The sequence below is a fragment of the Candidatus Streptomyces philanthi genome, assembly GCF_059553635.1.
This window is the reverse complement of record NZ_JCANQV010000172.1, coordinates 1-12,880: the sequence shown is the minus strand read 5'-3', so window position 1 is coordinate 12,880 and position 12,880 is coordinate 1. Positions and strand designations below refer to the sequence as shown.

Here is a 12,880-nt window from a genome sequence, read left to right as displayed (position 1 = left end):
GTGCCGAGCGGCCCGCTGGCCCCGGTGGCGGCGCTGGTGCGGCGGCTGCCCTCGCCGAAGCTGACGGGGCTGGGCTGCGGGCTGCTCGGCACGCTGGCGCTGCTGGCGTTCGCGGGTCTGGACCGGGTGCTGCTGGACGGGGCGCAGACCCCGTACGGCGTGTTCTTCGTGCTGGTCAGCGTGTGTGCGGCGCTGTGGGTGCGGCCGTACGACCTGATCACGGCGCCGATCGCGCTGCCGATCGCGTTCACGCTGGGCGCGGTGCCGCTGGCGCCCGGGCAGGCGGGGCTCACCGGCAAGCTGATCGCGGTGTTCACCGTCCTGGCGCTGAACGCGGGGTGGCTCTATCTGGGCACCTTGCTGTGTGTGCTGCTGGTGCTGGCGCGCCGGGTGGTGATCATCGCCCGGCGTCGGGCCAGCCGACGGGCGAGTCGACGGGCGTCCCGGGCGGACGGGCGTCCGGCGGACCGGCGGCCCGCGCGGGAGCGGGAGGACGGTCGTCCGGCGCGGAGCCGTCCGCGCCCGGCGGAACCCCTGCCCGAGCGGCCGCAGCCATCGCGGCGCCCACGATCCCCGCATTGTTCTGAAGCCGCGCCGGCACGATCTCGGCTCTGATGCCCTCGATCAGCGGCAGGAACTTCGCCGCCTTGCGGCTCACCCCGCCGCCGATCACGAACAGCTCGGGCGAGAACAGCATCTCCACATGGGCGAGGTACTTGCGGACCCGGCGCGCCCACTGCGACCAGCTCAGCCCCTCGGTCTCCTTGGCCTGGGAGGAGGCGCGCCGCTCGGCGTCGTGGCCGCTGAGCTCCAGATGGCCCAGTTCGGTGTTGGGCACCAGCCGGCCGCCGGTGAAGACGGCGCTGCCGATGCCGGTGCCGAAGGTGAGGACGATGACCGTGCCGGTGCGGCCGCGCCCGGCGCCGTAGCGCATCTCGGCCAGCCCGGCGGCGTCCGCGTCGTTGAGCAGGGTCACGGTGCGGCCGCCGAGCCGGGTGGTGAGCAGGGCGGCGGCGTCCGTGCCGATCCAGGCGGGGTCGACGTTGGCGGCGGTGCGGGTGATGCCGCCGGTGACGACGCCGGGGAAGGTGGCGCCCACCGGGCCCGTCCAGCCGAAGTGGTCGACGACCTCGGCGACGCCGTCGGCGACCGCGTCCGGGGTGGCGGGCTGCGGGGTCAGTACCTTGTGGCGTTCGCCGTCGAGATCGCCGCGTTCCAGGTCGACCGGGGCACCCTTGATGCCCGAGCCGCCGATGTCCACACCGAAGACCCTCATACGGAAAGGCTAGGGCGTGTCCGGTGGTTCCGCCCGGACACGCCCCGGCCCGTGTCAGTCCTCGGCCGCGGCCTTCGCCTCGGCCCGCAGGTCGCGGCGCAGTTCCTTGGGGAGCGAGAAGGTGATGGACTCCTCGGCGGCGGTGACCGTCTCGACGTCCTCGTAGCCGTGCTGGGCGAGCCGGTCCAGGACGCCCTGGACGAGGATCTCGGGGACGGAGGCGCCGGAGGTGACGCCGACGGTGGTCACGCCCTCCAGCCAGGCGTCGTCGATCTCCTCCGCGTAGTCGACCAGGTGGGCGTCGCGTGCTCCGGCGCCCAGCGCGACCTCGACGAGGCGGACGGAGTTGGAGGAGTTCTTCGAGCCGACGACGATGACGAGGTCGGCCTCGGCGCCCATCTTCTTCACCGCGGTCTGGCGGTTCTGGGTGGCGTAGCAGATGTCGTCGCTGGGCGGGGAGAGGAGGTTGGGGAAGCGGCCCTTGAGGGCGTCGACGGTCTCCATGGTCTCGTCGACGGAGAGGGTGGTCTGGGAGAGCCAGACGACCTTGTCGGGGTCGCGGACCTCGACGTTGCGTACGTCCTCCGGGCCGTCCACCAGGGTGATGTGGTCGGGGGCCTCGCCGCTGGTGCCGATGACTTCCTCGTGGCCCTCGTGGCCGATGAGGAGGATGTCGTAGTCGTCCTTGGCGTAGCGGATGGCTTCCTTGTGGACCTTGGTGACCAGGGGGCAGGTGGCGTCGATGGTGGCGAGCCTGCCGCGCCGGGCCTCCTCGTGGACGGTCGGGGCGACACCGTGCGCGGAGAAGATGACGATATTGCCCTCGGGCACCTCCTCCGTCTCGTCGACGAAGATCGCGCCCTTCTTCTCCAGCGTCTTGACCACGTACTTGTTGTGCACGATCTCGTGGCGGACGTACACGGGCGCGCCGTACTGCTCCAGGGCTTTCTCGACGGCGATCACGGCGCGGTCCACGCCCGCGCAGTACCCGCGGGGGGCGGCGAGCAGGACCCGCTTCGCGTCACCGCGACGCGGGGCCTCTCCGCTCGGGCTGACGGCGGCGGGCTGGCTGGGCGTAGCAGTCATGGGTCCCATCGTACGGGCGCACTCCGGCGCGCACGGCCCGGACCGGGCGCGCGGCGCCGGCCCGCGCTCCGGGGGTGATCCGGGCCTGTGGACGGGGTGTTCGCGCCGACGGCGGGCGGGGCGGGGTCCGCGTGTGCGGGGGCGTTGTCGGTGGGCGCCGCTACGCTCCCTCGTATGGCTGTCACGACGTCTCCCGAAGCGCCGATCCCGGTCGGCGAGGTGTCCCGGCTGATCGGCGGGTGGATCGACCGGCTCGGCGCGGTGTGGGTCGAGGGGCAGATCACCCAGCTGTCGCGGCGTCCCGGCGCGGGCGTGGTCTTCCTGACGCTGCGCGATCCGTCGCACGACATCTCGGTGAGCGTGACGTGCTACCGCCAGGTCTTCGACCGGGTGGCGGGGGTGGTGGGCGAGGGCGCCCGGGTGGTGCTGCACGCCAAGCCGGAGTGGTACGCGCCGCGCGGCCAGCTCTCGCTGCGCGCCGCGGAGATCCGGCCGGTCGGTGTCGGTGAGCTGCTGGTGCGGCTGGAACAGCTGAGGAAGTCGCTGGCGGCGGAGGGCCTGTTCGCGGCGGAGCGCAAGAGGCCGCTGCCGTTCCTGCCGCAGTTGATCGGGCTGGTCTGCGGGCGGGCGAGCGCGGCGGAGCGCGACGTGCTGGAGAACGCGCGGCACCGCTGGCCCGCGGTCCGGTTCGCGGTGCGCAATGTGCCGGTGCAGGGGGTGCACGCGGTGCCGCGGGTGATCGAGGCGGTGCGGGAGCTGGACGCGCTTCCCGAGGTGGACGTGATCATCGTGGCGCGCGGGGGCGGCAGTGTGGAGGATCTGCTGCCGTTCTCGGACGAGGAGCTGGTCCGGGCGGTGAGCGCGGCGCGCACGCCGGTCGTCTCGGCGATCGGGCACGAGCCGGACACCCCGCTGCTCGACCTCGTCGCCGATCTGCGGGCCTCGACGCCCACGGACGCGGCGAAGCGAGTGGTACCGGACGTGGGCGAGGAGCTGGCCCGTGTGCGGCAGCTGCGGGAGCGGGCGCGGCGCGCGGCCGGCGCGTTCGTGGAGCGGGAGGAGCGGGGGCTGGCGGCGGCGCTCAGCCGGCCGTCGATATGCCGGCCGCAGCGGATGGTCGACGAGCGCGCCGAGCAGGTCGAGGCGCTGGTCGGACGCGGCCGGCGGACGCTGGGGCATCTGCTGGACCGCGCGGACTCGGAGCTGGCGCACACCCTGGCGCGGGTCGTGGCCCTCTCCCCCAAGGCGACGCTGGAGCGCGGCTATGCCGTCCTCCAGAAGCCGGACGGCGCGGCGGTGCGCTCGCCCGGTGAGGTGTCCGACGGTGAGGAGCTGCGGGCGCGGGTGGCCGAGGGCGCGTTCCGGGTGCGGGTGAGCGGCGGTCCGGGCGCTGTCACACCCCCCGCTTAGGCTGGACGGCATGGCAGAGGCGACGACGGGACCGGGCGATGCGGCGGGTCCGGGCGGGAGGGCGGACGCGGTGAGCGACGCAGAAGGTGCCGTGGGCGGCGAGGTGTCCACGGCGGTCTCCGCGCTGGGCTACGAGCAGGCGCGGGACGAGCTGATCGAGGTCGTGCGCGCCCTGGAGGCGGGCGGTACGACGCTGGAGGAGTCGCTGTCCCTGTGGGAGCGCGGCGAGGAGCTGGCGAAGGTGTGCCGGCACTGGCTGGAGGGCGCCCGGGCGCGGCTGGACGCGGCGCTCGCGGAGGAGGAGGCGGAGGCGGACGAGGGCCGCGGATAGCGGTCGGGGGGTGCCGTGCGGGCGGCGTCCGTGAACGGCGTGTGAACTCTGTCGTGCGGGAGCCCACCGCCACAACGCTTTAGTTGAAAATTAATACATCTTCGCTACAGTGGGGTCGTTCCCCGGCAGCGGCATCCCGTCCGGGACCGTTCTGCCGCATTTCGCAACGGACATCGAGGTACCCCCATGTCTCTCGCCCTTGACCCCGCCGCGCAGGACCTCCTCTTCCGCGAGGCCCAGACCGCCAACACGTTCACCGACGAGCCGGTCACGGACGAGCAGGTCCAGGCCATCTACGACCTGGTGAAGTACGCCCCGACCGCCTTCAACCAGTCGCCGCTGCGCATCACCCTGGTCCGCTCCGAGGACGCGCGCCGCCGTCTGGTCCAGCACGCGCTGGGCGCCAACGGCCCCAAGACCGAGACCGCGCCGCTGACCCTGCTGCTCTCCGTCGACCTGGACTTCCACGAGAAGCTGCCGCACCTCTTCCCGCACGCGCCGCAGGTCAAGGACGCGTACTTCTCGGAGCTCGCCGTCCGCGAGGTCGCGGGCACCCAGAACGCCACCCTCCAGGCCGGCTACCTGATCCTCGGCATCCGCGCCGCCGGCCTGGCCGCCGGCCCGATGACCGGCTTCGACTTCACGGGCGTCGACAAGGAGTTCTTCGGCGACGGCAAGCAGAAGTCCTTCCTGGTCATCAACGTCGGCAAGCCCGGCCCCGACGCGTTCTTCCCGCGTTCGCCGCGCCTGGAGTTCGCCGAGGCCGTCACCACCGTCTGAGCCACGGGACACCGCAGCGACGACGAGGCCGCCACGCCCCCAAGGGACGCGGCGGCCTCGTCGTCGCTGCGGGCGCGGTCAGCCCTTCTTCGCCTCCAGGGCGGCGGCGAACTCCGCGAGCCGGTCGTAGGACGCGGTCCCGGTGACCACCGTCGTCACCCCGGGCTCCTCGCGCACCAGCGCCTTGTAGGTGTCACCCTCGTACTTCTCCCAGGGCTCCCCGTCGACGGACCGCGTACCGCCGGCCTTGTGGGCGCCGAGCGTCACGTCCTTGACGAACGTCCGCGGCGACGCGTCGCTCTGCTCCACCGCGACATACGCCTGCTGCGGGTCGAGGAAGCCCATGTGCCAGGTGCCGCCCTTGCCGTGCGCCTTGTAGGACACCGAGGTGGCGCGCCACCCCTCGGGCAGCCCCTCGGGCGCGGCCACCGGATAGGGCGCGGCCCGCCGGGCCGTGATGACTTCGACGCGGTAGTCGACCGTCTTGACCGCGTTCTGCTCCGCGGCCGGGCTGTCGTCGTGCGGGACGAAGACGTAGATCACCCCGACGAGTACGCCGATCACCGCCAGGGACAGGATCATGTCCCGTACCGTTTGCCTGCCTCGCATACCTGCCACGCCCCTATGGTCCCCCATGGCCCGAGTGCTCGGGACGCGCCCCCCTGCCGGAGACGTACCGGCCAACCCAGAAGCGGCTTCCGGCCACCCGTTCGATGGCTCACACCAGGCCCCCGGCACCGCTCATGCGTGGGCCCGCATGCTCATTCTCGCGGCGTACCGATAAAGTCGTACCACCCTCCTCATTCCGGCCGTCGCCGTACAGAAAGGTGCGCTCGATGTCCGAGCATCAGCTCCCGTCCCCCCTTGAGGTCAGCCCCGAGGCCCCCGACCGCAATCTCGCCCTGGAGTTGGTGCGGGTGACCGAGGCCGGCGCCATGGCGTCGGGCCGCTGGGTGGGCCGCGGCGACAAGAACGGCGCGGACGGTGCCGCGGTCAAGGCGATGCGTGCCCTGATCCACACCGTGTCGATGGACGGCGTGGTGGTCATCGGCGAGGGCGAGAAGGACAACGCCCCGATGCTCTACAACGGCGAGCGCGTCGGCGACGGCACCGGCCCCGAGTGCGATGTGGCCGTGGACCCGGTGGACGGGACGACGCTGACCGCCAAGGGCATGGCCAACGCCGTCTCGGTGATGGCCGTCGCCGAGCGCGGCACCATGTTCGACCCGTCCGCGGTCTTCTACATGGACAAGCTCGCCACCGGCCCCGAGGCCGCCGAGTTCGTCGACATCACGGCCCCGGTGGCGGTCAACATCCGCCGGATCGCCAAGGCCAAGCGCTCCGCGGTCGAGGACGTCACCGTCGTCATCCTGGACCGGCCCCGCCACGACGGGCTGGTCAAGGAGGTCCGGGAGGCGGGCGCCCGCATCAAGTTCATCTCGGACGGCGATGTGGCCGGCGCGATCATGGCGGCCCGTGAGGGCACCGGCGTCGATCTGCTGCTCGGCATCGGCGGCACGCCCGAGGGCATCATCGCCGCCTGCGCCCTGAAGTGCCTGGGCGGCACCCTCCAGGCCCGGCTGTGGCCCAAGGACGACGCGGAGCGGCAGCGCGCCCTCGACGCCGGTCACGACCTGGACAAGGTCCTGGAGATCAACGACCTGGTCAGCGGCGACAACGTCTTCTTCGTCGCCACCGGCATCACCGACGGCGACCTGCTGCGCGGCGTCCGCTACCGCGCGGAGACCGCCTACACCCAGTCGCTGGTGATGCGCTCCAAGTCGGGCACCATCCGCCAGATCGACTCCCAGCACCGCCTGTCCAAGCTGCGCGCCTACAGCTCGGTCGACTTCGAGCGCCCCAGCTGAGGCCGGAGCCTCATCGCCCCTCGCCCCGCCGGAGACCGTGCGGCGGAGCGAGCGGGCACCTGGTCGAGGGGGCGGCCGGTCAGCCGACCGCCGGGACGACGCGGGCCGCGTGCTGGAGGTCGCTCTCCCGCCGCCTGCGCCGGGCCAGGACGACGCGCCGCTCGGCCGCCGTCAGCCCGCCCCACACGCCGTACGGCTCCGGCTGGAGCAGGGCGTGCTCCCGGCACTCGACCATCACCGGACAGCGGGCGCACACGCGCTTCGCGGCCTCCTCGCGGGCCAGACGGGCCGCGGTGGGCTCCTTCGACGGGGCGAAGAACAGCCCTGCCTCGTCCCGTCGGCACACCGCCTCGGAGTGCCAGGGCCCGGCCTCCTCGCGTGCCGGGACGCGCTGGGGCGGTACGACGGCCTCCTGCACGGGCTGATGCGGTAGCAGCACGGTCTACTCCTGACGACGGCTTCGGCGAGAGAGTCACCCTTGCCCGTCCCCCTGCGCACGGCTTTTCGCACCCGCAGCCGTACGAGGGACGATGCACCAGCCCTACCCGCTGTACCCGCGCTTATGCACACGGTGGCGGGCGGAGGAAAGCCGTCCGGGCGCCCGCGCCCGTCACCGCGGCGCGCCCGCCGTCCGCCCGGCGCGCGTCACCGGTCGCGCCGCTCCTCGCGCCACTGCTCCTGACGCTCCCGGAACCGGTCGCGCAGATCGCGGATCCAGGCGCCGCGCTTGGGCCGGGCCTCCACGCTGCCGAGGATCGCGTAGCCGTTGACCATCACCACCGGGGCCTCGGCGTCGCCGGACTCGTGGGTGACGACCTCGAAGCTGCCGAGGATCCCGGAACCGCTGCTGCGCAGGGTCACGTTCTCCGGGACACGGACCTCCACACTGCCGAAGACGGAGGTCGCGTTGATCTGGACGTGCTGCTGCGGGAAGAGCGCCTCGGTCAGGTCGATCTCCACACTGCCGAAGATCGCGACCGCGTTGATCCGCCCCGGGACCTGCCAGCGCCCCTTGCGGGTCGAGGCGCTGAAGATCGCGAAGAGGTTCTGGTCCGGCGCCCCGGAGGCGGCGTGGGCCGCGGCGGGCGCGGACTGCGGGGCCGCGGCGCGGGCGGCCACCGGCAGGTCCCGGACGACGGGCTCCAACTCGCCCATGGTCTTGGCCCGGTAGACCGCGTCGATCCGTTCGGCGTGCTCCTCCGCGTCCAGCCGGCCCTCGGCCAGCGCCTCGCGCAGGATCTCGGCGACGCGGTCGCGGTCGGCGTCGGATGCCCGTACGTCCGCCTCGGCGACCGGCCTGTTCCTGTCCACCGGCGCCGGCTTTCTCATGTTCACCGGCTGTGCGGCCGGTGTGCCCTGCGGCCCGGCCGATGCGGGGTCCGTCCCCCGGTTCTGTGCGTCCACCGGGTCAGCGTACCGAAACGCGATAGATCGCGACTAGGGATACGGGGCGCGAACCCCCGGCGGAGCCCGGGAACGCCCGACTGAGCCCTACCTCACCACGGCCCGCCGCGCCCGGGGTCCTACGCTGGTCCTCTGCTGCCGTACACGTCAGCCGAGCCCCTGTCGAGTGAGGAATGGCCCCCATGTCCCCCGTCTCCCGCCCCTCCGGCCCCGCATTCGCCTACACCGACCTGCTCCCGGTGGGCGAGGACACCACGCCCTACCGCCTCGTCACGTCCGAGGGTGTGAGCACCTTCGAGGCCGACGGGCGGACGTTCCTCAAGGTCGAGCCGGAGGCGCTGCGCAAGCTGGCCGCCGAGGCGATGCACGACATCGCGCACTACCTGCGCCCGGCCCACCTCGCGCAGCTCCGCAAGATCCTCGACGACCCCGAGGCCAGCGCCAACGACCGTTTCGTCGCGCTGGACCTGCTGAAGAACGCCAACATCGCGGCGGCCGGGGTGCTGCCGATGTGCCAGGACACCGGCACCGCCATCGTCATGGGCAAGCGCGGCCAGAACGTGCTGACCGCGGGCGGCGACGAGGAGGCCCTCTCCCGCGGCATCTTCGACGCGTACACCCAGCTCAACCTGCGCTACTCGCAGATGGCCCCGCTGACGATGTGGGAGGAGAAGAACACCGGCTCCAACCTCCCGGCCCAGATCGAGCTGTACGCGACCGACGGCGGCGCCTACAAGTTCCTCTTCATGGCCAAGGGCGGCGGCAGCGCCAACAAGTCCTTCCTCTTCCAGGAGACGAAGGCCGTCCTCAACGAGGCGAGCATGATGAAATTCCTGGAGCAGAAGATCCGCTCCCTGGGGACCGCCGCCTGCCCGCCCTACCACCTGGCGATCGTCGTCGGCGGCACCTCCGCCGAGTACGCGCTCAAGACCGCCAAGTACGCCTCGGCGCACTACCTGGACGAGCTGCCCGCCGAGGGCTCCCCGACCGGCCACGGCTTCCGCGACAAGGAGCTGGAGGAGAAGGTCTTCGAGCTGACGCAGAAGATCGGCATCGGCGCGCAGTTCGGCGGCAAGTACTTCTGCCACGACGTCCGCGTCGTCCGCCTCCCCCGGCACGGCGCCTCCTGCCCCGTCGCCATCGCCGTCTCCTGCTCGGCCGACCGCCAGGCCGTCGCCAAGATCACCGCCGAGGGCGTCTTCCTGGAGCAGCTGGAGACCGACCCGGCGCGCTTCCTGCCCGACACCACCGACGAGGAGCTGACCAAGGGCGCCGGCCCGGACCTGGACGCGGTCCGGATCGACCTGGACCAGCCCATGGACGACGTCCTCGCCGAGCTGACCAAGCACCCCGTCAAGACCCGTCTCTCGCTCACCGGCACCCTGGTCGTCGCCCGCGACATCGCGCACGCCAAGATCAAGGAGCGGCTGGACGCGGGCGAGGAGATGCCGCGGTACCTCAAGGACCACCCGGTCTACTACGCGGGCCCCGCCAAGACCCCCGAGGGCTTCGCCTCCGGCTCGTTCGGCCCGACCACCGCGGGCCGGATGGACGCGTACGTCGAGCAGTTCCAGGCGGCCGGCGGCTCGAAGGTCATGCTGGCCAAGGGCAACCGCTCCCAGCAGGTCACCGACGCCTGCGCGGCGCACGGCGGCTTCTACCTCGGCTCCATCGGCGGCCCCGCCGCCCGCCTCGCCCAGGACTGCATCAAGAAGGTCGAGGTCCTGGAGTACGAGGAGCTGGGCATGGAGGCCGTCTGGCGGATCGAGGTCGAGGACTTCCCCGCCTTCATCGTCGTCGACGACAAGGGCAACGACTTCTTCCAGGACCCGGCGCCGGCCCCGACGTTCACCAGCATTCCGGTGCGCCGGGGCGCGTGACCGCGCACCCGTAGGGACCGTGCCCACGGCCGGGCGTCCGCGTGCGGCGGGCGCCCGGCCGTGCGGTGTCCGCGGCCCGGTGACGAGGTCCTATGGTGGTCGGCATGTCCACCCCTGAGCTGATCCGCATCGTCTCCCGTGACTCGCCCATGGCCCTGGCCCAGGTCGAGCGCGTCCGCACCGAACTGGCCGCGCTGCACCCGGGGCTGCGCACCGAGGTCGTCCCGGTGAAGACGACCGGGGACAAGTGGCTGGGGGACCTCTCCCAGGTGGAGGGCAAGGGCGCGTTCACCAAGGAGGTCGACGCCGCGCTGCTGGCCGGGGAGGCGGACCTGGCGGTGCACTGCCTCAAGGACATCCCCGCCGACCGGCCGCTGCCCGCGGGCACGGTGTTCGCCGCGTTCCTCAAGCGGGACGACGTCCGTGACGCGCTGGTGCACCCGGGCGGCCTGACGCTCGACGAGCTGCCGGACGGGACCCGGATCGGCACCTCCTCGGTCCGCCGCATCGCCCAGCTCGCGGCCTCGTACCCGCGTCTGCGGTGCGTACCGATGCGCGGCAACGCCAACCGCCGCATGGAGAAGCTGGCCGCCGGGGACGCCGACGCGCTGCTCCTCGCGGTGTCCGGGCTGCGGCGCATCGGCCGCCCGGACGTGATCACCGAGATCCTTCCGGCCGATGTGATGTGCCCGCCGATCGGCGCCGGCATCCTCGCCCTCCAGTGCCGCGAGGGGGACACCGCTCTGATCGACGCGGTCAGCGGCCTCAGCGATCCCGCCACGTACCGCGAGGCGACCGCGGAACGGATGTTCCTCCACGTCCTCCAGGGGCACTGCAACTCCCCCATCGCCGGGTACGCGCGTTCCGGGCGCGACGGCGAACTGTCCCTGCGGGCCTGCGTCTTCAGCCCCGACGGGAAGACCGTCCTCAACGCCCACGAATGGGCCGGGCGCCTCGACCCGGCGACGCTGGGCACGTCCGTGGCGGTCGCCCTGCTGCGCCAGGGGGCGCGGGAGCTGATCGACGGCATCGCGCACTGAGGACGGCGCGGGGCGCCTCGCTCCACCCGGTCCGCGGGAGGGGCGGGGCGCCTTCGCGTCGTGCCGGGCGGGCGCCGCGTCCTCCGTCGGCGGCGGCCGTCAGGGGGGCCGGGCCGGTCGCACCCCGTAGGTGCCTCATTCGTTAACCGGTTCGAGTTATTACCGGCGGTAATCCGCGGGCCGGGGAACACCGCGCGGGGGGCCACGCGCTGTGCAGGCAGGAGGTGGTCGGCGATGGTGACGACGCGAGGCGGCGACGGCGGGGCCGGGAGCCCGCAGGAGTACCGCATCGAGCACGACTCGATGGGCGAGGTCCGGGTGCCCGCCGGGGCGAAGTGGCGGGCCCAGACACAGCGGGCGGTGGAGAACTTCCCGGTGTCCGGGCAGCGGCTGGAACGGGCCCATATCGAGGCCCTGGCGCGGATCAAGGCGGCCGCGGCGAAGGTCAACGCCGAACTGGGCGTGCTCGACGCGGAGGTGGCGGAGGCGGTCCGGGGAGCGGCCGAAGAGGTCGCCGAGGGGACCTGGGACGCGCACTTCCCGGTCGACGTCTTCCAGACCGGCTCGGGCACGTCGTCGAACATGAACATGAACGAGGTCGTCGCGACCCTGGCGTCCGAGCGGCTGGGCCGGGACGTGCACCCCAACGACCACGTCAACGCGAGCCAGTCGTCCAACGACGTGTTCCCCTCGTCGATCCACATCGCGGCGACGGCCGCCGTCACACGGGACCTGATCCCGGCACTGGAGCATCTGGCGTCGTCCCTGGAGCGCAAGGCGGCGGAGTTCGCCGAGGTCGTGAAGTCGGGGCGGACGCATCTGATGGACGCCACCCCGGTGACGCTCGGCCAGGAGTTCGGGGGGTACGCGGCCCAGGTGCGCTACGGCGTCGAGCGGCTGCGCGCCTCACTGCCCCGCCTGGCCGAACTCCCCCTGGGCGGTACGGCGGTGGGGACGGGCATCAATACCCCGCCGGGGTTCTCCCGAGCGGTGATCGCCGAGGTGGCGCGGGCGACGGGGCTGCCGCTGACGGAGGCCCGCGACCACTTCGAGGCGCAGGGCGCCCGGGACGGACTCGTCGAGACCAGCGGGCAGTTGCGGACCGTCGCGGTCGGCCTGACGAAGATCTGCAACGATCTGCGGTGGATGGCCTCGGGCCCGCGCACCGGCCTCGCCGAGATCACCCTGCCGGACCTGCAACCAGGCTCGTCCATCATGCCGGGGAAGGTGAACCCGGTGGTCCCGGAGGCAGCGCTGATGGTCGCGGCGCAGGTCACCGGCAATGACGCGACGGTGGCGGCGGCCGGGGCGGCGGGCAACTTCGAGCTGAACGTGATGCTCCCGGTGATCGCCAGGAACGTACTGGAGTCGGTGCGGCTGCTGGCCAACGTGTCCCGTCTGCTCGCCGACCGCACGGTGGACGGCATCACCGCGAACGTGGAACGGGCCCGCGAGTACGCCGAGTCGTCGCCCTCGGTGGTGACCCCGCTCAACAGATACCTCGGGTACGAGGAGGCGGCGAAGGTCGCCAAGCGGGCGCTGGCCGAACGGAAGACGGTCCGTCAGGCGGTCGTCGACGGCGGCTATGTCGAGCGGGGCCTGCTGACCGAGCGGCAGTTGGACGAGGCGCTGGACGTGCTGCGTATGACGCATCCGTAACGGGAGGTTCCCCGCAGGTCACAGCGACGGACACACAGCACCTCTAGGATCTGCGCATGACAGCGGACATGGTGGGGACGACGGAGGGCGGCCCGGCCGGCGTACAGCGGACGACGGACACCCCGGCGCCGGGGCCGGCCCCCGGT

General features: G+C 72.6%; 12 protein-coding genes and 1 pseudogene. 8 read left to right on the top strand and 5 right to left on the bottom strand.

Annotated elements, in window-relative coordinates:
• Positions 1 to 336: pseudogene (locus tag AC51EU_RS19670) on the top strand (DUF6542 domain-containing protein); the annotation flags it as partial.
• 61 nt (positions 337 to 397) lie between these two features.
• On the opposite strand, the gene ppgK reads toward AC51EU_RS19670, so the two are convergent.
• Entirely contained in the window at positions 398 to 1,276 is an 879-nt protein-coding gene (gene ppgK, locus AC51EU_RS19665) for a polyphosphate--glucose phosphotransferase (protein ID WP_496268312.1), read from the bottom strand.
• Between the two features lie 54 nt (positions 1,277 to 1,330).
• Positions 1,331 to 2,362, bottom strand: a complete 1,032-nt coding sequence (locus tag AC51EU_RS19660; protein ID WP_496268311.1) for a 4-hydroxy-3-methylbut-2-enyl diphosphate reductase — start codon at positions 2,360 to 2,362, stop codon at positions 1,331 to 1,333.
• Positions 2,363 to 2,536: 174 nt separating this feature from the next.
• Between AC51EU_RS19660 and xseA the strand changes: the two genes are divergently transcribed.
• The 3 genes from xseA (at position 2,537) to AC51EU_RS19645 (ending at position 4,883) form a co-directional block, all read left to right on the top strand.
• A complete protein-coding gene (xseA, locus tag AC51EU_RS19655) occupies positions 2,537 to 3,772 on the top strand; it encodes an exodeoxyribonuclease VII large subunit (protein ID WP_496268310.1) in 1,236 nt (411 codons plus the stop codon).
• 70 nt (positions 3,773 to 3,842) lie between these two features.
• Positions 3,843 to 4,103 (top strand): exodeoxyribonuclease VII small subunit, encoded by a 261-nt coding sequence (locus AC51EU_RS19650; protein ID WP_496268309.1) that lies wholly within the window; start codon positions 3,843 to 3,845, stop codon positions 4,101 to 4,103.
• A 186-nt stretch (positions 4,104 to 4,289) separates the two neighbouring features.
• Entirely contained in the window at positions 4,290 to 4,883 is a 594-nt protein-coding gene (locus tag AC51EU_RS19645; RefSeq protein ID WP_496268308.1) for a malonic semialdehyde reductase, read from the top strand.
• Positions 4,884 to 4,961: 78 nt separating this feature from the next.
• Here AC51EU_RS19645 and AC51EU_RS19640 read toward each other — a convergent pair whose 3' ends face one another.
• Entirely contained in the window at positions 4,962 to 5,492 is a 531-nt protein-coding gene (locus tag AC51EU_RS19640) for a DUF4245 domain-containing protein (RefSeq protein WP_496268313.1), read from the bottom strand.
• A gap of 227 nt (positions 5,493 to 5,719) precedes the next feature.
• Between AC51EU_RS19640 and glpX the strand changes: the two genes are divergently transcribed.
• Positions 5,720 to 6,751, top strand: a complete 1,032-nt coding sequence (glpX, locus tag AC51EU_RS19635; protein ID WP_496268307.1) for a class II fructose-bisphosphatase — start codon at positions 5,720 to 5,722, stop codon at positions 6,749 to 6,751.
• A gap of 79 nt (positions 6,752 to 6,830) precedes the next feature.
• Here glpX and AC51EU_RS19630 read toward each other — a convergent pair whose 3' ends face one another.
• Positions 6,831 to 7,190, bottom strand: coding sequence for a WhiB family transcriptional regulator (locus tag AC51EU_RS19630; protein ID WP_496268306.1), 360 nt, complete (start codon positions 7,188 to 7,190; stop codon positions 6,831 to 6,833).
• Between the two features lie 206 nt (positions 7,191 to 7,396).
• Positions 7,397 to 8,080, bottom strand: a complete 684-nt coding sequence (locus tag AC51EU_RS19625; protein WP_496268305.1) for a DUF1707 SHOCT-like domain-containing protein — start codon at positions 8,078 to 8,080, stop codon at positions 7,397 to 7,399.
• A gap of 257 nt (positions 8,081 to 8,337) precedes the next feature.
• Between AC51EU_RS19625 and AC51EU_RS19620 the strand changes: the two genes are divergently transcribed.
• The 3 genes from AC51EU_RS19620 (at position 8,338) to AC51EU_RS19610 (ending at position 12,734) form a co-directional block, all read left to right on the top strand.
• Positions 8,338 to 10,035, top strand: coding sequence for a fumarate hydratase (locus tag AC51EU_RS19620; protein ID WP_496268304.1), 1,698 nt, complete (start codon positions 8,338 to 8,340; stop codon positions 10,033 to 10,035).
• Positions 10,036 to 10,139: 104 nt separating this feature from the next.
• Positions 10,140 to 11,075, top strand: a complete 936-nt coding sequence (gene hemC, locus AC51EU_RS19615) for a hydroxymethylbilane synthase (RefSeq protein ID WP_496268303.1) — start codon at positions 10,140 to 10,142, stop codon at positions 11,073 to 11,075.
• 234 nt (positions 11,076 to 11,309) lie between these two features.
• Positions 11,310 to 12,734 carry a class II fumarate hydratase gene (locus AC51EU_RS19610; protein ID WP_496268302.1) on the top strand — a complete coding sequence of 475 codons (1,425 nt, stop codon included), beginning with the start codon at positions 11,310 to 11,312 and terminating at the stop codon, positions 12,732 to 12,734.
• Positions 12,735 to 12,880 lie beyond the last annotated feature (146 nt).